Genomic DNA, 25487 nt, shown 5'->3' on the forward strand with positions numbered 1-25487 from the left:
CCACAGGGGCGGCACGATTCGGCACAATCAACCAATTACATACATAATCGGTATCAACAAACTTGGCACACTATTGAGTTCTCAAACAACAGACACACCCGGCACCACCCAAACCAACGTTCAGGATCGCTCCGGAGCAACTTTTCAAAGTTACCCGCTGACGTTCCGCGTGTCAAACCGGCGTCCGCGACCATCCAAAGCGAATGCTTGGGGGATCGGTTTTCCGTCTGACTCCGTGGAGCAGCGCGGAAATAAACTGTACCACCACTCTTCCCGCTTCGCCAGTCGGCCCCATTTGGGGTCGCCACAGGCAGCCGAAAGGCCCGGAATCACGCGGATTTCGGGCCTTTCGTAGTTCACCGGCCGGACGGATCAGCCAGCCGTTGATGTTCCCGGCTTGAAGTACGCCGCACCCAGCGGGGGAAGCGTAACGGTCAGGGTGACCGGCTGGCCATCCTGTCCGTCGTCTGTTGCCTTGAGCTCCCCCTCGTTCAGCACGCCGGATCCGCCGTAGGTGCTGTGGTCCGTGTTGAGCACCTCTGTCCAGGCCCCGGCCGTCGGAACCCCAAGCGTGTAGCCGACATGCGGTGCGCCGGAGAAGTTGATCGCACAAACCAGCGGGTTACCGTCGGCGTCCCACCTGATGAAGGACAGGACGTTGCGGTCCGAGTCTCCCCCGTTGATCCACTGGAAGCCGGCCGGAACGTTGTCTTGGGTGTACAGGGCGGGGGTGGATGCGTAGAGCTCGTTGAGGTCCTTGGTCAGCAGCTGCAGACCCCGGTGGGCCGGGATGTCTGCAAGCCACCAGTCAAGGCCGTGCTGCTCGGACCACTCCGCTTCCTGGCCGAACTCGGTGCCCATGAAGATGAGCTGCTTACCCGGATGCGCCCACTGGTAAGCAAAGAAGGCGCGGAGGTTCGCCAGCTGTTGCCAGCGGTCACCGGGCATCTTGCGGAGCATGGAGCCCTTGCCGTGGACAACCTCGTCATGGCTGATGGGCAGCAGGAAGTTCTCCGTGAACGCGTACACCAGGGAGAACGTCACCGTCCCGTGGTGCCACCTGCGGTTGTAGGGGTCCTCGGAGATGTACTTGAGTGAATCGTGCATCCAGCCCATATTCCACTTCAGGCCGAAGCCCAGGCCGCCGTGGCTGGTGGGGGCGGTGACCCCGGGGAAGGCCGTGGATTCCTCGGCGATCATGACGGCGCCCGGGTGGGTCTTGTAGACCGTGGCGTTGACTTCCTGCAGGAAGGAGATGGCCTCAAGGTTCTCCCTGCCGCCGAAGCGGTTGGGCCGCCACTGGCCCTCCTGGCGTGAGTAGTCGAGGTAGAGCATGGAAGCTACCGCGTCCACGCGCAGGCCGTCGATGTGGAACTCCTCCAGCCAGTAGAGCGCGTTGGCCACCAGGAAGTTGCGGACCTCGGTGCGGCCGAAGTCGAAGATCAAGGTGCCCCAGTCCGGGTGTTCGCCAAGCGCCGGGTCGGAGTGCTCGTAGAGGGCCTCGCCGTCGAACTTTGCCAGCGCCCAGGCGTCCTTCGGGAAGTGCGCGGGAACCCAGTCCAGCAGGACGCCGATCCCGGCCTGGTGGAGGGCGTCCACCAGGTAGCGGAACTCATCGGGGTGTCCGAACCGGGAGGTGGGCGCGAAGTAGGACGTGACCTGGTAACCCCAGGAACCGCCGAACGGGTGCTCTGCGACCGGCATGAACTCCACATGCGTGAAACCGAGCCACTTGACGTACTCCACCAGGTCCTGGGCGAGTTCGCGGTAGCCAAGGCCCAGGCGCCAGGACCCGAGGTGGACCTCGTAGACGCTCATGGCGGAGTTGTGGGGGTCACGCTTGGCCCGTGCCTCCATCCATTCGTCGTCCTTGAAGGCGTAGGACGGTTCCACCACCCTGGAGGCGGTCAGGGGCGGGACCTCGGTGCCGAAGGCGAGCGGATCGGCCTTTTCAACCCAGTAGCCGCCCCGCGTCAGGATTTCGTACTTGTAGCAGGCCCCCGCCGCGACGCCGGGGATGAACACTTCCCAGACGCCGGAGGAACCCAGGGAGCGCATCGAGTGCTCGCGTCCGTCCCAGGCGTTGAAGTCGCCCTTGACGCGGACGGCCTGCGCGTTGGGGGCCCATACGGCGAAGGAGACACCGTTGACATCCCCCAGCCCGGACTTGTAGTGCCGGACATGGGCGCCAAGCACCTGCCACAGTTTTTCGTGCCGGCCTTCGCCGATGAGGTGCAGGTCCACTTCGCCCACCGTGGGCAGGTAGCGGTAGGACTCATCGACGGTCACGGGGTCCTTGCCCGGGTAGGTGACCGAGAGCCGGTAGTCGGGAACATGCCCCTGTTCCAGTGGTTCCAGGAGCGCAACCCATACACCGTGGGCCTCGTGTTCCATGGGAATTTCGCCGGCCTGCGTGACCACGGTGACTGCCTCGGCCAGGTGCTTCACGGTCCGGATGGTGACATGCCCAAAGTCGTCCAGGTGCGCGCCCAGGACGGAGTGGGGGGCGTGGTGTTCGCCGTTCGCGATCCTGCCCAGGGTGCCTTCATCCACGGGCAGGGGCACCCCCGGGCGGTCAGTTCGTGCTGAGCCTGTCATTTCGTTACCTTCCGATGCTGCGCCGGCGGAGTCGCCGGCACCGTTACTGCCCAGGATCCGCCTGGAGGCGTTTACTGGAATCGCCACCCAGTCGGGCCTGTTACGCATTTCATAAACAACTTCGTACAGTGCCTTGTCCAGCCACAATGCCACAAACAGCGGTGAGGTCCGGTCCACCGTTCCGGGAATGACGGCGGCGTACCCGGCGAGGAAGGCGTCGGCGCAGTCGTCAACCCAGCTGTCCGGCACCTGTGCACCTTCCTGCTCGCGTTGGGCTGCCCCCGCGGCGTAGTCGAACGACCGCAGCATCCCTACGACGTCGCGCAGCGGCACATCCGGAACGTTGCGCTCGGCGATGGGCCGGAGGGGTTCGCCTTCGAAGTCAAGGATTGCCCAGCGGGACCCGTCCCCCGACTGGCCGGTGACCTGCAGGATCTGGCCCAGGTGGAGGTCGCCGTGGATGCGCTGCAGTGGCCCGGTGGGGGTCTTGTCCAGGTTCGCCAGCAGGGCGTCCAGGGCATCGTCGTAAGGTCCGACGGCGGCACGCGCTTCGGCCCAGGCGGTCCGGACACGCTGTGCAACAGCCGGTCCTGCCCCCTTTCCGGCCCCCGGCCCGGTTGACTGCCCCAGGGCCTCTGCCAGGCGCTTGTGCACGGTGGCCGTTGCCGCGCCAAGGGCCTTGGCCTCCGCGGTGAAATCAGTGCCGGAGCGGGCAGCGTCGACGGCCAGCCGCCAGGCATCGCGGCCCCCGGCGAGGAATTCGTGGGCCACCGCGAGCTCGCCCTGGACGTACCGGGTTCCCTGGCCGGTGCCGCTGGAGGCGTGGTTGCCGTTCGCCAGCCACTCCCCCCTGACCCAGCCGAGGGTGGCAGGGACTTCGGAGGTCCCGGCCTTGGTCAGGGCGGCGCCCACTTCGATTTCCGGGTTGGTTCCATCCGAAAGGACCCGGAAGAATTTCACCATCGCCGCCGACTCGCCGTCGTCCACGATGACGGAACTGTTGGACTGCTCGCCGGAGAGAACCTTCACGACGCCCTTCGCCGTGGGCAGGCGGTAGGAACCTTGCACGCGGAAACCGGTCGCGGTGCCGCTGTCCGCTTTCCCTTCCTGCCGGATGAGCTCCAGCCAGGCCCCCACGAAGTCGGGGTCGTGGACGGCGTCGTAGACCCACGGGCGGGTGGGATCCATTCCGGCTGCTTCACCTACCAGTGCCCGCTCCATGCCCCCGGCCGGTGCCGGCCGGAAGCTCAAGGGAACCTGCACCACGGAGGTGCGCTGGCCGCCGTCGGGCGCCTGGGTGGTGACGTTGAGGAGGAACACGGCCAGGGCCGCGTGCCCGCTGGCGTCCGCCAGGCCCAGGCTGCCCGCTTGGGAGATGGCGAAATCGGGGGTTTTGACGGGGAACCAACGCTGCTGCGGCAGCCATTCCTTGAGCAGCGCGGTGAGGGCGGGAGTGAGGATTGGCTGGTTCATCTCAGTTCTCTATCGACAGGATGGGCATGGCCTGGGTGTAGGGCGACGAGGGACTTGACCCCGCCGACCGCATCCGGAGCCAGAAGAAATCGTGGCTTCCGATGGTCAGGGTGAGGGTGCCGTCGTCGCCGATACCGGGAAAGACCTGGCCGCCAAACACATCGCGGAGGCCCCTGCCGGCGTACTCGGGAATCCGCAGCGTGGCAGCGACCGGGTGCTGGGACAGGTTGAAGGCGCACAGGATGGTCTCGGCGTCGGCCCCTGCGGGGTTGTTGTCCGGGAGCTCGCGCAGGTAGGCCAGGACGGCGTCGTGGTCTGCTTCCACGTGCTTGAAGCCGCCCAGCCCGAACGCCGGGTGGTTCTTGCGGACGCTCAGGATCTGCCGGGTCCAGCGCAGCAGGGAGCCGGAGTGCGCCGCCTCAGCCTCCACGTTGGCCATGGCGTAGTTGTACACCAGGGACTGGATGGGCGGGAGGTACAGCTTGCCGGGGTCCGCATGGGAGAAGCCTGCGTTCCGGTCGGGGTTCCACTGCATGGGCGTACGGACTGCGTCGCGGTCCTCGAGCCAGATGTTGTCCCCCATGCCGATCTCGTCGCCGTAGTAGAGGAAAGGGCTGCCCGGCAGCGAGAGCAGGAGCGCGTTGATCAGCTCGATCTCGGCCCGGGAGTTGTCGAGCAGGGGCGCCAGCCGGCGGCGGATGCCGATGTTGGCCCGCATGCGCGGGTCCGGCGCGTACCAGCCCAGCATGGCGGCGCGCTCGTCGGCGGTGACCATCTCCAGGGTCAGTTCATCGTGGTTGCGGAGGAAGGTGCCCCACTGTGCGCCCTCGGGAATGTCCGGGGTGTCGCGCATGGTCTCGATGATGGGTGCGGCCTTTTGGTCGCGCAGCGCGTAGTAGAGGCGGGGCATGATGGGAAAGTGGAACGCCATGTGGCATTCGGGTTCCTCAACGGTGCCGAAGTACTCCACCACTTCAGTGGGCGGCTGGTTCGCTTCGGCGATGATCACACGCCCGGGGTAGCTTTCATCCACCATTTCCCGGAGGCGGCGGAGGAACTCGTGGGTGGCCGGCAGGTTTTCGCAGTTGGTCCCCTCCTCCTCGAAAAGGTACGGGATGGCATCCGCCCGGAAACCGTCGATTCCCTGGTCCAGCCAGAACCGGACCACATCGAAGACGGCGTCGATCACCTTGGGGTTTTCGAAGTTCAGGTCCGGCTGGTGGCTGAAGAACCGGTGCCAGAAGAACTGGCGGCGGATGGGATCGAACGTCCAGTTCGATTCCTCCGTGTCGACGAAGATGATGCGGGCATCCTGGTATTTTTCGTCGGTGTCGCTCCAGACGTAGAAGTCCCCGAACGGTCCATCCGGGTCCTTCCGGGACTCCTGGAACCAGGGGTGCTGGTCGGAGGTGTGGTTCAGTGGAAGGTCGATGATCACCCGGACGCCGCGGGCATGTGCTTCCGCCACCAGCCTTTTGAAGTCGCTGATGGTGCCGAACTCGTCCAGGACCGAGTTGTAGTCGGAGATGTCATAACCGCCGTCACGCAGCGGAGACTGGAAAAACGGGGGCAGCCAGAGGCAGTCAACGCCGAGCCACTGCAGGTAGTCCAGCCGGTCGATGAGTCCGGAGAAATCCCCGGACCCATCGCCGTTGGCATCCGAAAAGGCCCTGACAAGCACTTCATAGAACACTGCCTTGCGGTACCACAGAGGGTCATGCTGGAGGCCAGGCGCATTTAGCTCGAAGGTGCTCTTAGGGGTGAAGTGGCCGGAACCTTGCGGATTGAAGGTCACTGATGCGTTCTCCTCACGCTCAGGATGTGGGCGGGCTCCACGTGCGGATCAAGCCGCACGTAGTTGAACTCGCCCCACTCCCAGCTTTGGCCGGAGAGGAGGTCGTCCACGTAGAAGCCGCCGCCGGGCGTGATGTCCTGCGGGTCCAGTTCCAAGGCTGCCAGGTCCAGGGCCACGCTGCATTCCTTGGTCACGTGCGGGTCCACGTTGACCACCACGATGATGGTGTCCTTGGATCCGTCGGGAAGGGTCTTGTGCTTGGAGTAGACCACGGTTGAGTCGTCGGTGCTGTTGTGGACCGTCAGGTTCTGCAGGTCCAGCAGCGCGGGGTGGTCCCGCCGGATGTGGTTCAGCCGCGTGATGTACGGCGCCAGCGAGCGTCCGGACTCTGCGGCCGCGTCCCAGTCGCGTGCCTTGTACTCGAACTTCTCGTTGTCGATATATTCCTCGGCACCGGGGCGGGCCACGTGCTCGTACAGTTCGTAGCCGGCGTACACACCCCAGAGCGGGCTGCCCGTGGAGGCCAACACCGCCCTGATGCGGAACGCGGCCGGGCCGCCGTACTGCAGGTATTCCGTGAGGATGTCCGGGGTGTTGACAAAGAAATTCGGGCGGAAGAACGCCGGGGACTCGTGGCTTACTTCCTCGAAGTAGGTCTCGATTTCCTTCTTGGTGTTCCGCCACGTGAAGTAGGTGTACGACTGCTGGAAGCCTGCCCTGCCCAGCGCGTGCATCATCGCGGGGCGGGTAAAGGCCTCGGCAAGGAACACGACGCCTGGCACCGCTTTGTCCACTTCAGCAATGAGCCATTCCCAGAACCACACGGGCTTGGTGTGCGGGTTGTCGACCCGGAATATCTTGACGCCGTGGCTGACCCACAGCAGCACAATCCGCAGGATTTCGCGGGAAAGGCCTTCGGGATCGTTATCGAAATTGAGCGGGTAAATGTCCTGGTACTTCTTGGGCGGGTTTTCCGCGTAGGCAATGCTGCCGTCGACCCTGGTGGTGAACCATTCCGGATGGGACTGCACCCAGGGGTGGTCCGGGGCAGCCTGGAGCGCCAGGTCCAGTGCTACTTCCAGTCCCAGCTCGTTGGCACGTGCCACGAAGGCATCGAAGTCCTCGAAGGATCCGAGGTCGGGGTGGATGGCGTCGTGGCCGCCTTCCTTGGCTCCGATGGCCCACGGTGAACCGGGATCGTGGGGGCCGGCAACAAGCGTGTTGTTGGGCCCCTTCCGGAACTGCACGCCGATGGGGTGGATCGGCGGCATGTAGAGGACGTCGAACCCCATGGCGGCGACGGCGTCCAGCCGCTGGGCCGCGGTCCGGAAGTTGCCTGAGGTCCAGGCGCCGGTGTTGTGGTCCTTGACGGCGCCTTCGGACCGGGGGAAGAACTCGTACCAGGCGCCCCGCCCGGCCCGGTCCCGCTCCACCAGCAGGGGGTACTTCTCGGAGACGGTGACGAGTTCCCGGATGGGCTGGCGGGCAACGATGTCAGCGATTTCCTGGCTGAACCCGGCACCAAGCCGTTCCTCCGTGCTGCGGGACTGGTCACCCAGGGCCTCCGAGGCGTGCCGCAGGGCAGCCCGGTCCACGTCGTCCCGGAAGTCCTCCGCGGACGCTTCGCCCAGCAGTTTGGCACCTTCGGCGAGCATGAGGTCGACGTCGATCCCGGCGCCGATCTTCACCTCGGCGTTATGGTGCCAGGTGCCGTAGCGGTCGTGCCAGGCTTCGATGGCAAAGGACCAGTTCCCCGCTTCCGACGGCGTGAGCACGCCTTCCCAGCGGTCAGTACCCATGCCCCGTTCCCCGCGGGGCGGGGCAAGGCGCACGCGCTGGCGCTCGGCACCGGAAGGGTCAAGGAGCACGGCACTGACGCCGAGCTGGTCATGCCCTTCGCGGAAGCAGGTGGCGCCCACCACGATGGCTTCGCCGGGCAGGGCCTTGGCCGGGAATTTGCCGCCCTCGACGACGGGTTGTACTGCGGTAATCGGAAAACGCCCGAACCGCAGGTCCTCGGTGATACTGCGCTGGGGCATTTTGGTGGATGCTGCACTGGTTCCTGAGTTAGTCGTCACAGGCTCGACGTTAGCGAGAAATGCCCGGGATTGCTAAGCCTGCTCACTAAAAACGGTGTGCCGCGGCCGAATTTCTTCATGCCCCTGTCATTTACCCAAAAGAAACCCAAAGCTGGTTCCAGCCGCGCATGTTGTCGGTTAGTGTGACGCAGGTGAAGGCAATCCGCAGGTTTACGGTCCGTACAGTCCTCCCCGAACCCATTCGGCCCCTGGCCAGGCTGGCCAGCAATTTGCGGTGGTCCTGGCACCGCCCCACCCGGGAACTTTTCGCAGGGCTGAACCCGCGCCTCTGGGAGGAGAGCGGGCAGGACCCCATCGGATTCCTGGGCATGGTCAGCCGCGAGGAATTCCAGCAGCTCGCCGCAAACCAGTCCGTGGTGGAGAGGGTTCGCGCCGCCGAGCAGGACCTTGACCGGTACCTCCAGGAACCGCGCTGGTACCAGGGCCTGGGCCCGGATGCACCCGCCTCCATCGCCTACTTCTCTCCCGAGTTCGGCATCACCGAGGTCCTCCCCCAATACTCGGGCGGCCTGGGTATCCTCGCCGGCGACCACCTGAAGGCAGCCTCGGACCTCGGCGTCCCCCTAATCGGGGTGGGCCTGCTGTACCAGGCGGGCTACTTCAAGCAGTCACTGTCCCGCGATGCATGGCAGCAGGAAACCTACCCTGTCCTGGATCCGGACGGCCTGCCGCTGACGCTGCTCCGGGAACCTTCTCCCGACGGCAACGGCAAGGCCCTGGAGGTGTCCCTGCCCCTTCCCAACGGGCGCCGGCTCCTGGCACATATCTGGCGGGCCGACGTCGGCCGTGTTCCCCTGCTCCTCCTGGACTCCAACGTTCCGGGCAATGACGACGCCGCCCGCAGCATCACCGACCGGTTGTACGGCGGCGGCGGCGACCACCGGCTGCAGCAGGAGCTCCTGCTGGGAATGGGCGGGGTCAAGGCCCTGCGCGCCTTCCAGAAGCTGACGGGCAGCGCCGCGCCGGAGGTGTTCCACACCAACGAAGGGCACGCGGGGTTCCTGGGGATCGAACGCATCCAGGAACTGATGTCCGGGGAAGAGGCCCTGACTTTCGACGAAGCCCTCGCCGCGGGCCGCGCCTCCACCGTGTTTACCACCCACACCCCGGTCCCGGCCGGCATCGACAGGTTCGAGATCAACCAGATCAGCCATTTCTTCCAGGCCGGACTGGCTCCGGACGTGCCCGTGGACCGCGTCCTGGAATTGGGACGGGAGAACTACGCGGACGGTAACCCTGCCGTCTTCAACATGGCGGTCATGGGCCTGCGCCTGGCCCAGCGCGCCAACGGCGTAGCCAAGCTCCACGGCGAGGTGTCCCGTGGCATGTTCTCCGCCCTCTGGCCGGGATTCGACCACTCCGAGGTGCCCATCACCTCGGTCACCAACGGCGTGCACGTGCCCACCTGGGTGGACAGCCGCATCTCCAAGCTCGCCCGCGACCAGTTTGGCAGCGAGGCCGAAGCGCTGGGCAAGTGGGACCTGGCCTACAACGTCAGCGATGCCGACGTCTGGGCGCTGCGACGCGAGATGCGCGCTGCCCTGGTGGAGGACGTCCGCCGCAGGCTGCGGGCGGCCTGGAAGAAGCGCGGCGCGGCCGACGCAGAGCTGGGCTGGACGGACAACGTCCTGGACCCGGACATCCTCACCATCGGCTTCGCCCGCCGCGTGCCCACCTACAAGCGGCTGACCCTGATGCTGCGCGAACCGGCGCGGTTGAAGGCGCTGCTCCTGCACAAGGACCACCCGATCCAGCTGGTGATCGCCGGCAAGTCGCATCCTGCCGATGACGCCGGGAAGAAAATGATCCAGGACCTGGTGCGGTTCACGGATGACCCCGAGGTACGGCACCGCATCGCGTTTCTGCCCAACTACGACATCGCCATGGCCAGGACCCTATTTCCGGGCTGCGACGTCTGGCTGAACAACCCGCTGCGTCCGCTGGAGGCCTGCGGCACGTCGGGCATGAAGGCGGCCCTGAACGGCTCGCTGAACCTTTCCGTCCTGGACGGCTGGTGGGATGAGATGTACGACGGCGAGAACGGCTGGGCGATTCCCACGGCCAACAACGACGCTTCCCCCGAGGAGCGGGACGACATCGAAGCGGCGGCGCTGTATGAGCTGCTGGAAACACAGGTGGCACCACGCTTCTACGGCAGCACGGTGTCCGAGGCTGCAGGCGCTGCCGGCCCCTCGACGACACCGAGGGAGAAGGTGCCAACCCACTGGGTGTCCATGATCAAGCACACCCTCTCGCACCTGGGTCCGGCGGTCTCCGCTGAGCGCATGCTCCGCGACTACGTGAACATCCTCTACCGCCCGGCAGCGGAAGCGGGCCGCAGCGCCACCGCCAACTCGTACGCCCAGGCCCGCGCGTTGGCTTCATGGTCGGCCAAGGTGCGCGGCGCCTGGCCGCAGGTCCATGTTGAGCACGTGGATTCGGTGGGCGTGTCCGAGGACCCGCAGATCGGCGACACGCTCCAGGTCAACGCCTACGTGGCCCTGAACGCCCTCACCCCGGAGGACGTCTGCGTCGAGGTGGCCTATGGCCGGGCTGAGGAGAACGACACCCTGGCCGACATCACCATGATGGAGCTCCAGGTGAAGGAGGACCTGGGCAACGGGCGCCACCTGTTCAGCAGCTCCCTGGTGATCGACCGCTCCGGGCCGTTCGGTTACACGGTCCGCGTCCTGCCCCGGCATGACGCTCTGGCCTCGAAGGCCGAACTCGGGCTGATCGTGAACGCTTAGCCCATTGCGGACAAGGACCGGCAGGCCTGCTTCCTGGCAGGCCTGCCGGTCCGTTTAAGGAAGCACCGCGGTCACTTAAAGAAGCACCGCGGTGACGGCCAGGTCCTTGCCCGCGTAACGTTCTGCGTCCTGCAGGATCTCGCAGATGATCCCGAAAGACCGGTCAGCGCGGAACGGCGCCGCCACCTGCCACAGCAGCGTGACGGGAGGGTTGCCGTTCCCGCTGATGCTGTCCGCGAAGTCATGGAGCGAGTCGTTCAGCGCGTCGAGGTTCACGCCGTAATGCTCGGGAAAGTCCAGCACCTCGCCAAAAGTCTCCAGGACGGTGCGTTTACTGTCCGCCGGAGGGACCACCACGCTGCGGCGCCCGGCGTCGGCGACCTGTTCCTGCAGCTCTTCGAGGGTCCAGGTGTCGCCGGAGAAGATTCTCATGGTTGTGCTAGCTGCCTTCCGCTATGTACTTGAACGTTGCGTAGTGGTCCCCGGTGTAATACTTCTCGCCGTCGTTGCCGGCCACGATGCGCCGGGCACCCCGGTCCGGTTCACCGGGCGTGGGAACGGTGTACTCGCGGTAATACCCGCGGTCCCGGGTGGGGAGGACCCGTTCGAAGTTGCCGAACACCTGGTCATCCTGGCCGTACTGGAACGGGCCGCCCGCCCGGATCAGCGCCAGCACCCGGCGGCCCTCCACGGGCAGCGCGGATTCCCGGATCTCCGGCAGGCTCGATGGGTTGGCTCCGCGGTGGGGCCCCGGCTGCTTCGCCGCCGGGGATGTGGCCGTCCCGCGCTGGGTGCCCGCAGCGCTGGAGGCGGCTCCCGGCGTCGTGCCGTCCGTCTGTTGGCCCAGCAGCCCGGCGCCGCCGAACGCCACCACGGCCAGCACCACCAGGGTGGTAAGGATCAGCGGGAGAATGGAGCGGTTGCGCATGCGGGTCTGCCTGACGGGTGGATGGAGAGTCTACGTGCGGTAGATGCTGATGGAGTTGGCCTCAGCAAGGTCGATCTCCCCCGCTGCCACCTGGATGCCCTGCCGCTCCTTGTGGCGGGGCGAGGTGGTGAGCCGCAGCTCGAACAGGCTCGGAGCCGGCTTCCCGGCATCCGGCAGGGTGACCTCGACGTCATGGGCACCCCCGTTGACCACCACCAGCCCGGCAAGGTCGCCGCCGTCGTCGCGGAGCAGGAGTTGCAGGACGCGGTGCTGCGGATCATTCCAGCGCTCGGCGGACATCGGGTGGCCGTGCTGGTCGAACCAGTAGAGGTAGGACTGTTCGTCGCGGATCGGGAAGTCGTGGGGCTGGGCGGCCAGGAACTCCTTGCGCAGCCGGATGTACCGTTTGGTGCTCCGCAGCATCTCGTGTGCCTCCGGCGTCAGCGTCCAGTCGAGCCAGGTAATGGCGTTGTCCTGGCAGTAGGCGTTGTTGTTGCCGTGCTGGGTCCGTGCCAGCTCGTCCCCGGCAGTGATCATCGGGACGCCGAGCGAGACCATCAGCGACACCATCAGGTTGCGCCGCGACTGGGCGCGCTGAGCCAGGATTGCGCTGTTCTCGGTGGGGCCCTCAACGCCGTGGTTGTAGCTGCGGTTGTCCCCGTGGCCGTCCCTGTTTTCTTCGCCGTTGGCCTCGTTGTGCTTCCGGTCGAAGGACACGAGGTCATTCATGGTGAAGCCGTCATGGGCGGTGACGAAGTTGACCGACGCCAGGCGCGAACGGCCCGAGGCCTGGAAAAGGCCCGCGGAACCGGACAGGGCATCGGCGAGCTTTGCCATCGTGCCGCCGTGCCCGCCGGAATCGATGGCTGCCCGGTCGGCCAGCCAGAACGTCCGGACGGCGTCGCGGAAGTGGTCGTTCCAGTCCACCCACCCGCGCGGGAACCGGCCGGTCTGCCAGCCGCCGTAGCCAATATCCCAGGGCTCGGCGATCAGCTTGACTTCGGCCAGGACGGGATCGGCGGCGACGGCCGTGAGGAAGGGGTGGTGGGGGTCGAATTCGTTGGCGGCGTTGCGGCAGAGCGTGACGGCGAGGTCGAACCGGAAGCCGTCGATGTGGAATTCGTCCACCCAGTAGCGGAGGGAGTCTGTCACCAGCTGGACCACGTGCTGGTCCCCGAAATTGAGCGTGTTGCCGCAGCCGGTGGTGTCGATGTACTTGCCGCTGCCGTCCACGCGGTAGTACGTGTCTTCACCGAGGCCGCGGAAGCTTAGGACAGGGCCGTCCGCCGTGCCTTCGGCCGTGTGGTTGTAAACGACATCGAGGATGACTTCCAGCCCGGCGGCGTGAAGTGCCTTCACCATGGCCTTGAACTCGTCCTGGACCGCCTGCGGGCCCGCTTCCTGGGCCGCGCGGGTGGCGTAGCCGGGGTGCGGGGCGAAGAAGGCGGCGGTGTTGTACCCCCAGTAGTTGCTGAGGCCCAGATCCTGCAGGTGTGGCTCATCGATGTGGAAGTGGACGGGCAGGAGCTGGACGGACGTAATGCCCAGGCCGGTGAGGTGCTCTATGACGGCGGGGTGGGCCAGGCCGGCATAGGTGCCCCTCAGAGCCTCGGGCACGTCGGGATGGAGCATGCTCTGGCCGCGGACATGCGCCTCATAGACGATGGTGTTGCGCCAGGGAAGGCGCAGCCGTTCGTCAGCTTCCCAGTCGAAGTCGGCGGCGGTGCGGACGCTGGTGAGGAAGCCGTCCCCCTGGTCCACTCCCCGGCCGTACGGGTCCAGCAGCAGGGGCTGGCGGGCGGAGCCATTGCTTGCCGGAAGCACCGGGGGCAGAGGCTGGCCGTCCGACGTCGGGCGGAAGCCGTAGCGCGATCCGTACGGCAGGTCTTCCACGATGCCGTGGTGGACTCCCTTGGTCACGTTGGGCAGGGTTTGGATGCGCCACCGGCCGCCGGGAGGGCAGTAGGCGATGTCCAGGCTGGCGACGCCGGGGGCGAAGCAGGCAACGTTGGCACGTCCGCCGGTGTGGTGGCGGGTACCGCCGGAGTCAGCGCGCGGGACGCTGACACCGAGGGGAACAGCCGAGGAGGCGTCCATGGTGGAAGCGGTGTCGAAAAGCGGCATGACCATCACCTAAATAATAGCGGCCAGCGGCACTTGACCTGCCCGTACGCCCCTGCGGCGCCGGGAATCCGCACGCAGGTTACGGGCGGCGAAGTTATCCTGCGGAGCGCTGGCGGGAGACCTCGTACAGCGAGATGCCCACGGCCATCGAGGCGTTCAGGGACTCCATGGCGGAATCGATGGGGATGGAGACGATCTGGTCGCAGTTTTCCCGGACGAGCCGGCTCAAGCCCTTCCCTTCGGAGCCCACCACGATGCACACCGGTTCGGTGGCCAGCGTGAGGTCAGGCAGCGAAACATCGCCGTCGCCGTCGAGCCCCAGGACATAGATGCCCATGTTCTTGAACTGCTTCAGTGCGTTGTTCAGGTTGGAGGCGCGGGCTACGGGCACACGGACGGCGGCACCGGCGCTGGTCTTCCATGCCGAGGCGGTCACGCCCACGGAACGGCGCTCGGGCACGATGACGCCGTGGCCGCTGAAGGCGGAGACGGAGCGGATGATTGCACCCAGGTTCCGGGGGTCGGTAATGCCGTCAAGGGCAACGAAGAGCGGCGCGTTGGAGATGTGCCCCTTCTTCCACTTGTCCACGGTTTCCTCGGCGAGCTCATAGGCGTCCAGGTACTCGTAGGGCGGGATCTGAAGGACCAGGCCCTGGTGGACGGCGTCGTCCGTCATCCGGTCAAGTTCAGGCTTGCCCGTTTCCAGCAGCGGGATGCCGCGTTCGGCGGCGAGCTTCAGGGATTCCTTGACCCGGTCGTCCATTTCGATGCGGATGGCAACGTGGAGGGCCTTCGCCGGGATGCCGGCGCGGAGCGCCTCGACCACGGAGTTGCGCCCGGTGACGACTTCCTCGGTGGCGCGACCCTTGGGGCCGGATTTGGCGGCACCGGCGCTGCGGGCACCGGTCCCCCGCTTGGCTGCGGAGCGTTCAGAGAGCTGCTTGGCCTTGTGCGCTTTGTGGTACACACGGTCCTCGGCCTTGGGCGTGGGTCCCTTGCCCTCGAGGGCCTTGCGGCCATGGCCACCGGTTCCGACGGTTGGGCCCTTCTTCGCTTTAACCGATCGGCGACCATTGTTGGCCATGTTGTTCCACCCTTGATTGTGCTGACTGAATCTGCATACCAGTCTACTGACCCGAAAAAAATCGGGGACAGCGGCCTGTTCAGTCCCGCTTGAGGCTCCAGGTGGCACCGTCCGGGCCGTCCTCCACCAGGACGCCTGCCTGGTTGAGGGTGTCCCGGATGGCGTCCGACTTCGCCCAGTCCTTGTCGGCGCGGGCAGCCGCCCGGGCCGAGAGCTGCGCCTCGACCAGGACGTCGAGCGCTTCGGCCTCACGCGTGCTGGCTTTTTCGGAGCCTGCGACGGCGTTGAGTCCCAGGACGCCGGTCATCAGGACCACGGCGTGCATGGCACTCCGGGCGCCGTCGTCGTCCCCGTCGGCGAGGGCCGTGTTGCCCGCCCGAACCGTCTCATGCAGTGCCGCCAGGGCGCGCGGGACGTTAAGGTCGTCGTCCATGGCCTCCTGGAATGCCTGGACATTTGCGGATGAGGAACCGTGGCTGCCGTCGATGGGGCCCGCGTCCCCGCCGAAGCGTGCCGCGGCCTTGGCCAGGAATCCGTCGATGCGTTCCACGGCCGCCGCTGCCTCCTGCAGGGACGTGGGACGGTAGTCAAGGATGGACCGGTAGTGCGCCTGGCCGAGGTAGTAGCGCACCACCCGCGGTGGGGCGAGTTCGAGCATTTCGGCCGGGCTGATGGTGTTGCCGATGGACTTGGACATCTTTTCGCCCTGGTACGTCACCATGCCGTTGTGCATCCAGAAGTTGGCGAAGGGATGTCCGGCTGCCTGCGACTGGGCCATCTCGTTTTCGTGGTGCGGGAATCGGAGGTCCAGGCCCCCGCCGTGGATGTCGAATGCGGCACCGAGGTACTTGGTCACCATGGCGGAGCACTCGAGGTGCCAGCCCGGCCGCCCGGCACCCCAGGGCGAGGACCAGCTGGCGGTGGCCGGCTCCCCTTCCTTGGAACCCTTCCACAGCGCAAAGTCGCGGGGGTCCTTCTTGCCGCGGGGATCGGCGTCGGGCGCTGCCTGCATATCATCGATGTTCTGCCGGGTCAGGGCGCCGTAGTTGTCCCAGGAGCGGACGTCGAAGTACACGTCCCCTGAGTCGTCCAGCGCCGGGTAGGCGTGGCCGCGGTCGATGAGCTGCTGGATCAGGGCATGCATTTCGGGGATGTGTCCGGTGGCGCGGGGCTCGTACGTGGGGCGGGAGACGCCCAGGGCGTCATAGGCCTTCAGGAATTCCTGCTCGTAGCGGTAGGCCAGGGCCCACCATTCCTCGCGGGCAACCTCGCCCGGCTCGGGGCTGAAGTCCGGCGCAAAGGAGGCTTCGGACTTGGCGAGGATCTTGTCGTCGATGTCCGTCACGTTGCGGACAACCGTGACGCGCAGGCCCCGGTACTGCAGCCAGCGGGTGAGCTGGTCGAAAGCGATGGCGGAACGGATATGGCCTACGTGCGGCATCCCCTGGACGGTCGCACCGCAGTAGTAGAGGCTGACCTTGCCCTCGACGAGGGGGACGAAATTCCGGACGTCAGCGGAGGCGGTGTCATAGAAGCGCAGGGTCACCGCTCCAGACTAGCTGATGGGTGCAGGGGGCTGCGGGTACACCAAGGCGGTGGCCACGGCGGAGATTCCCTCGCCGCGCCCGGTGAATCCCAGGCCGTCACTGGTGGTTGCCGTGACGCCAATGTGTGCGCCTGCCGCCTCGCTCAGGACCCTTTGCGATTCTTCCCGACGCGGGCCGAATTTGGGCCGGTTGGCAACAAACTGCACGGCGACGTTGCCGATTTCGAATCCGGCGGCCCGGACGATCCGTGCGGCCTCGGCGAGGAGCGTGGCACCGGACGCACCGGCAAATTCCGGGCGGTCCGTCCCGAAGTGGGTGCCAAGGTCGCCGATGCCGGCAGCCGAAAACAGGGCGTCCGCTGCTGCGTGGGCCACAGCGTCGCCGTCCGAATGCCCGGCGAGGCCGCGTTCGCCTGGCCAGAGCAAACCACCGAGCCACAGCGGGCGCGGAGAATCCTCGGGGGCATAGGCGTGGACGTCGATACCCACGCCGGTGCGGGGCAGGACGGGGTCCGGGCTCATCCCTCCACCCACCGGGCACCGAGCGGACCCTCAAGGAGCCCTTCGGCGAAGATGAGGTCAAGGGGCGTGGTGATCTTTAGGGACTGCGTTGACCCGCGGACGGCGTGCACCGCGGTGCCCAGCATTTCCACGAGCATGGCGTCGTCAGTGACAGCCGCTGCCTGCTGCTGGTCCAGTTCCTGTGCTGCCTGGTGCGCCCGCAGCAGCGTGCCGAGGGTGAAGCCTTGCGGTGTCTGCACAGCCCGCAGTTCCTCGCGGCGGGCAGTCCCCGTGACAACTTCGGGGGCAACCGCAGCGTCACCGCCAGAGGTAGCCGCCACTGTCTTGACCGTGTCCACGACCGGGAGCACCGGAATAACCGCCGCGGCGCCGGCGACCAGGGAATCGCAGACCCGGTGGAAAACGGATTCGGGCGTCAGGGCACGGGCGGCGTCGTGGACGAGGACGGCCTCGATGCCTTCCATCAGCGCTGCGATTCCGGCGCGGACGGACTCGGCCCTGGTGGATCCGCCGTCAACGACAGTCAGGAGGGGTCCGCCGTCGGCAAGTTCCTCCCGGAAGTCATCGCACAGCCGGCGCAGGCCTTCGTCGCCGGGAGGCAAGGCCACGCATACCTGGCTGGCCACGCCGGAAGCAACAATGCCCCGCAGGGCATGCATCAGGATCGGCTCTCCGCCAAGCGGCACTGCTGCCTTGGGCATGCCGTAGCCAAGGCGTTGCCCGGAACCTGCGGCAACCACGATGACTGCTGTGACCGGGCGCATGGGTGATTCACTCATGCGGACTAGCCTACGACGCCGCACCATCGCTTGGGTGCCCGGGACACCACCGGGGGTGGGCCCAAAAAAAGCCCCGGCGGCACGTGCGTGCAGCCGGGGCTAAATTCTTAGGAAGCCAGGACCTCGTCGAGAACGCTTGCTGCCTTCTCCTCGTCGGTCTTTTCAGCCAGCGCCAATTCTGAAATCAGAATCTGGCGGGCCTTGGCCAGCATTCGCTTCTCGCCTGCGGAAAGGCCCCGGTCGTGATCCCGGCGCCACAGGTCGCGAACAACCTCTGCCACCTTGATGACGTCACCGGAAGCAAGCTTCTCCAGATTTGCCTTGTACCTGCGTGACCAGTTGGTGGGCTCCTCGGTGAACTCGGCACGAAGCACATCGAACACGTGCTCCAGGCCTTCCTTGCCCACTACGTCCCGGACCCCAACGAGGTCAACGTTCTCTGCTGGAACTTCAATGGTCAGATCACCCTGAGCCACCTTGAGCTTGAGATACATCTTCTCTTCGCCCTTGATGGTGCGCATCTTGATTTCTTCAATCTTCGCAGCACCGTGGTGAGGGTAAACTACTGTCTCGCCGACCTCAAATACCATGTGGACATTTCCCCTTTCCCGCAGACCAGTTTATCACGATTCAGGCATATGACCGGCCGGAGAAAGGGCTCCCAACCGCGAAAATACGCGGGAAAAGGGCCCAATCGACCCCCTCCACCCTCTTGACGGATGCGCGGATTAGTGCATGTGGTGAGCGCTCCCACGGGGGATGTGACACCGCCGAATCCTCGTTTGCCCCTCTTTGCGGATAGGCTATGGCTGAAAAAGACTTCAAATTTCTTGAGGAGTACGTGACGTGCGTTCCACTGCGATGAACCGGGCCCAGCGCGGCAAACTGGCACTGACGGCTGCTGCCCTTGGCGCCAGCCTGCTGACCGCAGGCTGCGGCTACATCACGCCCCAGCAGACCAGCCATCAGTACTCAGCCTCGGACGGCATCCGCGCTGACCTCGGTCCGCTGCAGCTTCGGAACATCCTTATCGTTTCCACCGGCGAAGACGAGCCCGGCCGCCTGATCGGTGCCGTTTACAACTCCTCCTCCAAGGATGTGAAGCTCACCGTCAACGGCGCAAAAGGCTCCCAGACCGAGATTCCGGTAAAGGCCAACTCCTCCACCATGCTGACCGACAAAACGGACGCGGCCATCCTGAGCACCACCGGCGGCAAGCCGGGCTCCCTGGTGGACGTCAAGATCAGCGAGAACGGTACCAACGTCACCAGCACGGTCAAGGTTCCCGTCCTGGACGCCACCCTGCAGGAGTACAAGGACTACGTCCCCACTCCCAGCCCTTCGGCGACGTCCACGCCGTCGTCCTCTTCGCCGGCCAGTGCGGGCGCAACCTCCTCCGCCTCCGCGACCTCCAGCGCCACGGCAACGGCGACTGCCACCAGCCGCTAAGGCGGACGCTGGAAGAAACAGACACAAAAAGGGAGGAGCCCGGGGCTCCTCCCTTTTTTGCGGTATTTTCCGGCCTACGGCTCGAACTTGTATCCGAGGCCGCGGACGGTCACCAGGTAGCGCGGTGCGGAAGGATCCGGTTCGATCTTTCCGCGGAGGCGCTTCACGTGGACGTCCAGGGTCTTGGTGTCGCCAACGTAGTCGGAGCCCCACACCCGGTCGATCAACTGGCCACGGGTGAGCACCCGGCCGGAGTTGCGGAGGAGCATCTCGAGCAGTTCGAACTCCTTCAAGGGAAGCAGGACCTGTTCGCCGTCCACGCTCACAACATGCCGTTCGATGTCCATCCGGACAGGCCCGGCCTGGACGGTGGCGGAAATCAGTTCCTCCGGCTCGCCCTGGCGGCGCAGGACGGCCCGGACACGGGCCACCAGCTCCCGGGAGGAGTAAGGCTTGGTGACGTAGTCGTCCGCGCCGAGCTCCAGGCCCACCACTTTGTCGATTTCCGAGTCCTTGGCGGTCAGCATGATCACGGGAACGGTGGAGCGCTGGCGGAGCTGGCGGCACACCTCCGTACCGGAAAGCCCGGGGAGCTGCAGGTCCAGCAGCACCAAGTCGGCGCCGTTGCGGTCGAATTCGGTGATGGCGTCCAGCCCGTTGTCCACCACCTCAACCTCGAATCCTTCTTTGCCCAGCAAATAGGACAAGGGATCGCTGAACGACTCCTCGTCCTCAACAATCAAAATCCTGCTCAAGCGCTAGCTCCTCGTTCTGTTGCGCCGGCGGCGCGTGGTACTTGGGTAAGAGTGGGCTGTTCCGGCGTCCCCTGGGCGGGCGGCAGAGCCGGCTCCACGGAACTGGACGGCCCGGCGTCGCCGTCCTGCCCTTCCATTTCGGGCAGCCGAAGGGTGAAAGTCGACCCCTGGCCTGGCTGTGACCACAGCGTCACTTCGCCGCCGTGGTTCGACGCCACGTGCTTGACGATGCTCAGGCCAAGGCCGGTGCCGCCCGTCTGGCGGGAACGGGCGGCGTCAACCCGGTAGAAGCGCTCGAAGACGCGCTCCTGGTCCTCCGGCGACAACCCGTCCCCCTGGTCTGTGACGGAAATCGATACCAGGCCGTCCCTGGAGCGGACACCGATGCCAACGCGGGTGTTGGGCGGGGAATAGCGGATGGCATTGTCGATGAGGTTCCGCAGCGCCGTGACCAGGAGGTCCTGGTCCCCGAACACCTTCCCCTCTGTCCGGCCGCCCACCACGATGCTGATGTTCTTGCTTTCGGCAGGAAGCTGCGACCGGTCCACGGCCTCTGCGATCACCGCGTTGATGTCAACGGGACCGCCCTGCTGCGTCACGCTGGCGCCCTGGAGCCGGGAAAGTTCAATGATGTCCTGGACCAGTGCGGCCAGGCGGGCGGACTCCTTATGCATGCGCTTGGCGAAGCGGCGCACCGCTTCCTCGTCATCGGCAGAGGATTCCAGCGCTTCCGCCAGCAGGGAGATGGCACCCACCGGGGTCTTCAGTTCGTGCGAGACGTTGGCCACGAAGTCGTTGCGGATCTCTTCGGTCCGCGTGATCTCGGTCCGGTCATCGGCAAGGAGCAGGATGTATTCCTCACCCAGCATGGCTGCCCGCACCTGGACGATGATGGTTCCCTGCCCCAGCGGCCCGCGCGGAAGCTCGAGCTGCTTTTCCAGGATGACGCCGTCCCGCCGGACCCCTGCGGTCATGTCCAGGAGTTCCTTGTGCACCACGGTGTGCCCGCGGACCAGGCCGTACGCGTAGGCCGCGGGGCTGGCGCGGACCACGCCGTCGAGGTCGTCCAGCACCACGAAGGCCCGTCCGACGACGGCGAGCACCTCCGCTGCTCCGGACGGCAGGGCAATCTCCCCGGCGTCGACGTCCAGCAGTTCGCGCTGCTTCTCGCTGACCCGGTAGGCAAGCACGCCGAACGTGCCAAGCGCCAGGCCGATAAGGCCGGCAACCAGGCCAATGAGCATAGGATCCACAGCTCCACTTTATGCTCATGGATGGCGCCTCCCACCGACTCCGGGCACTTAGGGGGAACGGTTCAACTAACGTTCATCTGTGTGGGCATAATCGTTTACCGGGCGATGACAAAGTTAGTGGTTAGAGCGCCCATTGGCGACACGATTCCTGCTGCCCTGGAACGGCCGGCGGGAGTTCCAAGGAAAGGACGCCCACGTGCGTAAGGTTTTTCAGGAAGAGCTCACCCAGGTTGGTGACCAGCTGGTGGAGATCTCCCGCCTGGTCAGCGAAGCGATGGACAAGGCCACTACCTCATTCCAGGTGGCGGACGTGGACCTCGCCCAGGACGTCATCGCTGCAGATGCACGCATTGACTTCCTGCAGAACAGCCTGGATGAGCGGGCCATCGACATCCTGGCGCTGCAGGGTCCTGTCGCCAGCGACCTGCGCATGATCGTAGGTTCCCTCCGGATGAGCGCATCCCTGGAGCGGATGGGTGACCTGGCCCGGCATATCGCACAGCTGGCCCGCCTCCGCTACCCCTCCACGGTGATTCCCGCGTCCATGACGGAGACCTTCAACCGGATGGCCGAACTGGACCAGGAGATCGCCGACAAGCTGACGGTCCTGCTGGAGAGCCGCGACCTCGAGGTGGCCAGGGACATCCTCAAGGCGAACACTGCCATTAACGACCTGCACCTGAGCGTCTTCAAGGCCATCGCTGCTCCCGAGTGGACCGAGTCCCCCGCCACCACGGTGGACGTTGCACTCGCCAGCCGCTACTTCGAACGCTTCGCGGACCACGGCGTCTCCGTAGCCCAGAAAGTCACCTACCTCGTGACCGGAGCGTGGCAGCCGAACGCCACCGAGCACAGCTAGACACTGCTGATAACGACGGCGGGCTGGTCACCTGAGGTGACCAGCCCGCCGTCGTCGTTTCACCTTTGACGCAGCGCGTTCTTCGGCCGGAGTGCGTCTAAGGGAGGAACGACCGAGCACCCGGCGAAGAACCGCGAAGTCTTACTTCTTGCCCTGGTTGGCTACTGCCAGGATGGCCTGCTCGGCCGCCTCGGGGTCGAGGTAGGTGCCGCCGGGCTTGACCGGCTGGAAATCCTCGTCAAGGTCGTACACCAGCGGGATGCCCGTGGGGATGTTCAGGCCGGCAATGGCTTCATCGCTGATGCCGTCCAGGTGCTTGACCAGCGCGCGGAGCGAGTTGCCGTGGGCGGTGACCAGGACGGTCTTGCCGGCCTTGAGGTCTTCCTTGATGTCCGATTCCCAGTAGGGCAGGAGCCGGACCAGGACGTCTTTCAGGCACTCGGTGCGCGGGAGGGCGTCGCCCAGGTCCGCATACCGGGGGTCGTGTGCTTGGCTGAATTCGCTGTCGTCATCCAGGGGCGGCGGCGGGGTGTCGTAGGAGCGGCGCCATTCCATGAACTGCGCTTCGCCGTATTCGGCCAGCGTCTGGGCCTTGTCCTTGCCCTGGAGCGCACCGTAGTGGCGTTCGTTCAGGCGCCAGTCGCGCTTGACCGGAATCCAGCCGCGGTCCGCCTTGTCCAGTGCAATGTTTGCGGTGTTGATGGCCCGCTTCAGCAGGGAGGTGTAGAGAACATCCGGAAGGATGTTGTTTTCCACCAGCAGTTCGCCGCCACGCGCTGCTTCCGCGCGGCCCTGGTCGTTCAGGTCAACGTCCACCCAGCCGGTGAACAGGTTCTTGGCGTTCCATTCGCTGTGGCCGTGGCGCAGCAGGATCAGCTTGTAAGTCATGATTTTCATCCTAGCCGAGCGGTGTTGCCGCCCGCCCAGCGTTACACGCAGCCCGCCGGCCCGGGGTGGGCGGGACACCGGCGCCGGGCGATAGGGTTGGGCGGTGGTTCAAAAGGCTGAGCGGGTGGACGCCCCCCAACTTTCCGGACGGACGTCCGCGGCCCGGAAGGGCCGCCCCGTGGGCAACGTGACCCGCGGCACCACCAACCCCAACCGGATGCGCCGGGTTGACCGGTGGCTGACGGGACCGCAGGCCTGGCGCCTCCGGTCCGCGGCGGACCCGCTGGTGGTCGACCTGGGGTACGGCGCAACGCCTGCCACCGCCGTCGAACTTTACGAACGGCTCGCTGTCATCCGGCCGGACGTGCGGGTCTGCGGGATCGAAATTGAGCCCGAGCGCGTCCGGGCGGCGCTTCCGCTGCAGCGTCCCGGCCTCACCTTCCAGGTGGGCGGCTTCGAACTGCCCGTCCCGGGGCGCCCCGTGCTGGTCCGCGCCTTCAATGTCCTGCGGCAGTACGAGGAGGCCGATGTACAGGGCATCTGGCGCCTGGTGCAGGACCGGTTGTCCCCCGGCGGCGTGTTCGTGGACGGCACGTGCGACGAGATCGGGCGGCGCGTCACGTGGGTGGCGCTGGACCGGGAGCGCCCCCTGTCCCTTAGCATCTCGGTCCGGTTCGGCAGGTTCGAACTGCCCTCAGAAGTGGCGGAGCGGCTGCCCAAGGCCCTGATCCACCGTAATGTCCCCGGTGAACGTGTTCATGCCTTTATGCAGGCCATGGACAAGGCATGGCTCGGAAGCGCGCCGCTTGCATCGTTTGGCAACAGGCAGCGCTGGGTGGGCATGTGCCGGAGTTTGCGCGACGCCGGGTGGCCGGTCCAGGACGGGCCCGGCAGATGGCGCCTGGGGGAACTAACGGTGGAATGGGATGCTGTGGCGCCTGGTCACCAGGGGCCGTAGGGGCCCATGTTGCGGCTGCCGCCGCGGCCGGCGTCCTTCACGGCAGGGCGGACATCCGCGAGGTAGACGGAGGCGGCGACCACCGCGGCCAGGCCGAACAGGCCCAGGGTGCTGAAGATGCCTCCGCCGGACCCGAACAACGAAATCACGCCGACCAGGGCCGAGCCGCCGGTCAAGGCCAGCCAAAAGGTCTTGGTCCGTTTGCCGGTGGCTTCGAAGGCGTTGGGCCGGTGCCGGGCACAGTCCACGAACGCCCACAGCTCAAGACCCAAAGCCACCAGACCAAGGATGAAGAACACTGCCTGCTCTACGTAACTGATGATTAGTCGACCGTCCACAGACCCAGCCTAGCCGCCCAGCGAGTCCAGCGCCTGCTCCAGGTCGGCCCAGAGGTCCTCGACGCCCTCCACCCCGACGCTCAGCCGTACCAGGTTCTCCGGGACGCTGGCGGGTTCGGCTGAGTGCCGGCGACGGCGTTCAATGAGGGACTCGACGCCGCCCAGGGACGTGGCGGGCAGCCAGAGGTTCAGGGCCCGCACCAGTTTGTCCGCGGCGTCGGCGCCGCTGAGGCCGGCTGCGGGGGCCACCTGGATGCAGATAATGGACCCAAACCCCTTCATTTGCGCCTTCGCGCGGACGTGCCCCGGGTCGGTTTCGAGCCCGGGGAACCGGATGGCCTCGACGGCAGGGTGCGCTGCGAGGCGGCCCGCGAGGACCATGGCTGATTCCTGCGAGCGCTCAACGCGCAGGGCGAGCGTCCGCAGGCCGCGGAGGGCGAGCCACGCCTCGAAGGGACCGGCGATGCCGCCGTGGATGATGCGGTGGTGCAGCAGTTCAGCGCGGAGGTCCGGGTTGGACGTGACCAGTGCGCCAAGGACGACGTCGGAATGCCCGGCGAGGTACTTGGTTACCGAGTGGAGGACGACGTCGGACCCGAGCAGCAGGGGCTGTTGCACCAGGGGCGTGGAGAAGGTGTTGTCGGTGACCACGATCGCCCCGGCGGCATGGGCGGCTTCAGCGACGGCGGCCATGTCCGCGATTCCCAGCATGGGGTTGGTGGGGCTCTCCAGCCACAGCATGGAGGCGGCCTTCGCAGCCGGACCCGTGGGCGCAAGGGCGTCCTTGACCGCGCCGGTATCGGCAATGTCCACGGTCCGGAGTTCGATGAAACCTTTTTGGGCGAGTTCGGAGGCCATCACCAGCGAGCCTGAGTAACTGTGGTTGGGCATGACCAGCACCCCGCCGGCCGGAATCAGGGACAGCGCAGAGCTGACCGCGGCCAGTCCGGATGCATAGAGAAGCCCGGGCAGCGCCGCTCCCTCAAGCTGGCTAAGTGCCTCCTCGAAGGGGTCCCAGGTGGGGTTGGAGTACCGGCCGTAGCCCCGGTCGCCATCACCGAGCGGGCCGGTCCCGAAGTAGGTGGAGGAGAGGGTAATAGGGGGATTGACCGGCTGGTCCCTTTCCCTGGGCGGGCGTCCGGCCGCCACCACCACGGTCTCGGGTGTAAGGGACGCGGCCTGGTGCTCGGAAAGACTCATGGTCAAAAGGGTACTGTTCCAGCCAATCGGGCCGGAAAGCGGTGTCGTTTTGTGGACGCCGGCCCGTCCACTGCTCCTGCACAGGCGGT

Annotated in this window: 20 protein-coding genes; 4 read left to right on the top strand and 16 right to left on the bottom strand. The window is 66.1% G+C overall.

Annotation, left to right across the window (positions count from 1 at the left end; genetic code table 11):
* Nucleotides 1-372: 372 nt before the first annotated feature.
* From AC1DIP_RS17850 to AC1DIP_RS17860, 3 genes are read right to left on the bottom strand one after another with little or no spacing between them, the layout of a single operon-like run.
* On the bottom strand, nucleotides 373-4071 hold the full coding sequence (locus AC1DIP_RS17850; RefSeq protein WP_477734546.1) for a 1,4-alpha-glucan branching enzyme: 3699 nt from the start codon (nucleotides 4069-4071) through the stop codon (nucleotides 373-375).
* 1 nt (nucleotide 4072) lies between these two features.
* Entirely contained in the window at nucleotides 4073-5866 is a 1794-nt protein-coding gene (gene treS / locus AC1DIP_RS17855; protein WP_476209332.1) for a maltose alpha-D-glucosyltransferase, read from the bottom strand.
* A complete protein-coding gene (locus AC1DIP_RS17860; RefSeq protein ID WP_477734547.1) occupies nucleotides 5863-7905 on the bottom strand; it encodes an alpha-1,4-glucan--maltose-1-phosphate maltosyltransferase in 2043 nt (680 codons plus the stop codon). Before AC1DIP_RS17860 ends, treS begins: the two co-directional genes overlap by 4 nt.
* 191 nt (nucleotides 7906-8096) lie before the next feature.
* Here AC1DIP_RS17860 and glgP point away from each other — a divergent pair, with 191 nt between their 5' ends.
* Nucleotides 8097-10715, top strand: a complete 2619-nt coding sequence (gene glgP / locus AC1DIP_RS17865; RefSeq protein ID WP_476209329.1) for an alpha-glucan family phosphorylase — start codon at nucleotides 8097-8099, stop codon at nucleotides 10713-10715.
* A gap of 75 nt (nucleotides 10716-10790) precedes the next feature.
* On the opposite strand, the gene AC1DIP_RS17870 is transcribed toward glgP, so the two are convergent.
* The 8 genes from AC1DIP_RS17870 to AC1DIP_RS17905 all read right to left on the bottom strand — a co-directional run bounded on the left by AC1DIP_RS17870 (nucleotide 10791) and on the right by AC1DIP_RS17905 (nucleotide 18288).
* A complete protein-coding gene (locus AC1DIP_RS17870; RefSeq protein WP_141158085.1) occupies nucleotides 10791-11147 on the bottom strand; it encodes a barstar family protein in 357 nt (118 codons plus the stop codon).
* Nucleotides 11148-11154: 7 nt separating this feature from the next.
* Entirely contained in the window at nucleotides 11155-11643 is a 489-nt protein-coding gene (locus tag AC1DIP_RS17875) for a guanyl-specific ribonuclease (protein ID WP_477734548.1), read from the bottom strand.
* A gap of 30 nt (nucleotides 11644-11673) precedes the next feature.
* Nucleotides 11674-13773 carry a glycogen debranching protein GlgX gene (gene glgX / locus AC1DIP_RS17880; RefSeq protein WP_477734549.1) on the bottom strand — a complete coding sequence of 700 codons (2100 nt, stop codon included), beginning with the start codon at nucleotides 13771-13773 and terminating at the stop codon, nucleotides 11674-11676.
* Between the two features lie 88 nt (nucleotides 13774-13861).
* Nucleotides 13862-14851 (bottom strand): 23S rRNA (guanosine(2251)-2'-O)-methyltransferase RlmB, encoded by a 990-nt coding sequence (gene rlmB / locus AC1DIP_RS17885; protein WP_477734550.1) that lies wholly within the window; start codon nucleotides 14849-14851, stop codon nucleotides 13862-13864.
* A gap of 79 nt (nucleotides 14852-14930) precedes the next feature.
* Nucleotides 14931-16397, bottom strand: a complete 1467-nt coding sequence (gene cysS / locus AC1DIP_RS17890) for a cysteine--tRNA ligase (RefSeq protein ID WP_477734551.1) — start codon at nucleotides 16395-16397, stop codon at nucleotides 14931-14933.
* Nucleotides 16398-16406: 9 nt separating this feature from the next.
* Complete coding sequence (ispF, locus tag AC1DIP_RS17895) at nucleotides 16407-16919, bottom strand: 2-C-methyl-D-erythritol 2,4-cyclodiphosphate synthase (protein WP_477734552.1); 513 nt, start codon at nucleotides 16917-16919, stop codon at nucleotides 16407-16409.
* Nucleotides 16916-17698, bottom strand: coding sequence for a 2-C-methyl-D-erythritol 4-phosphate cytidylyltransferase (gene ispD / locus AC1DIP_RS17900; RefSeq protein ID WP_477734553.1), 783 nt, complete (start codon nucleotides 17696-17698; stop codon nucleotides 16916-16918). The genes ispF and ispD overlap by 4 nt, the downstream gene beginning before the upstream one ends.
* Nucleotides 17699-17805: 107 nt before the next feature.
* Nucleotides 17806-18288: a CarD family transcriptional regulator gene (locus AC1DIP_RS17905; protein WP_011690592.1), complete on the bottom strand. Its 483-nt coding sequence runs from the start codon at nucleotides 18286-18288 to the stop codon at nucleotides 17806-17808.
* Between the two features lie 271 nt (nucleotides 18289-18559).
* Here AC1DIP_RS17905 and AC1DIP_RS17910 point away from each other — a divergent pair, with 271 nt between their 5' ends.
* Entirely contained in the window at nucleotides 18560-19147 is a 588-nt protein-coding gene (locus AC1DIP_RS17910; RefSeq protein WP_476211838.1) for a hypothetical protein, read from the top strand.
* A 74-nt stretch (nucleotides 19148-19221) separates the two neighbouring features.
* Here the strand turns inward: AC1DIP_RS17910 and AC1DIP_RS17915 are convergent, their stop codons facing one another.
* Together AC1DIP_RS17915 and AC1DIP_RS17920 are read right to left on the bottom strand one after the other, a co-directional pair.
* Complete coding sequence (locus AC1DIP_RS17915) at nucleotides 19222-19902, bottom strand: response regulator transcription factor (RefSeq protein ID WP_141180782.1); 681 nt, start codon at nucleotides 19900-19902, stop codon at nucleotides 19222-19224.
* Entirely contained in the window at nucleotides 19899-21146 is a 1248-nt protein-coding gene (locus AC1DIP_RS17920; RefSeq protein WP_476211837.1) for an ATP-binding protein, read from the bottom strand. Before AC1DIP_RS17920 ends, AC1DIP_RS17915 begins: the two co-directional genes overlap by 4 nt.
* A gap of 205 nt (nucleotides 21147-21351) precedes the next feature.
* On the opposite strand from AC1DIP_RS17920, the gene phoU reads away from it, so the two are divergent.
* Nucleotides 21352-22014 carry a phosphate signaling complex protein PhoU gene (phoU, locus tag AC1DIP_RS17925; protein ID WP_476209320.1) on the top strand — a complete coding sequence of 221 codons (663 nt, stop codon included), beginning with the start codon at nucleotides 21352-21354 and terminating at the stop codon, nucleotides 22012-22014.
* 141 nt (nucleotides 22015-22155) lie between these two features.
* Here phoU and AC1DIP_RS17930 read toward each other — a convergent pair whose 3' ends face one another.
* Nucleotides 22156-22902 (bottom strand): phosphoglyceromutase, encoded by a 747-nt coding sequence (locus tag AC1DIP_RS17930; protein ID WP_476209319.1) that lies wholly within the window; start codon nucleotides 22900-22902, stop codon nucleotides 22156-22158.
* 103 nt (nucleotides 22903-23005) lie between these two features.
* Between AC1DIP_RS17930 and AC1DIP_RS17935 the strand changes: the two genes are divergently transcribed.
* The gene (locus AC1DIP_RS17935; RefSeq protein ID WP_477734554.1) at nucleotides 23006-23860 is read left to right on the top strand and encodes a class I SAM-dependent methyltransferase; all 855 of its coding nucleotides are present in this window, start codon (nucleotides 23006-23008) and stop codon (nucleotides 23858-23860) included.
* On the opposite strand, the gene AC1DIP_RS17940 is transcribed toward AC1DIP_RS17935, so the two are convergent.
* Both AC1DIP_RS17940 and AC1DIP_RS17945 read right to left on the bottom strand, forming a co-directional pair.
* The gene (locus AC1DIP_RS17940) at nucleotides 23845-24198 is read right to left on the bottom strand and encodes a DUF2516 family protein (RefSeq protein ID WP_476209315.1); all 354 of its coding nucleotides are present in this window, start codon (nucleotides 24196-24198) and stop codon (nucleotides 23845-23847) included. The genes AC1DIP_RS17935 and AC1DIP_RS17940 overlap by 16 nt on opposite strands.
* Before the next feature lie 9 nt (nucleotides 24199-24207).
* Nucleotides 24208-25398: a trans-sulfuration enzyme family protein gene (locus AC1DIP_RS17945; protein WP_477734555.1), complete on the bottom strand. Its 1191-nt coding sequence runs from the start codon at nucleotides 25396-25398 to the stop codon at nucleotides 24208-24210.
* Nucleotides 25399-25487: the final 89 nt, after the last annotated feature.

The sequence above is a fragment of the Pseudarthrobacter sp. 05T312 genome (genome assembly GCF_056396685.1).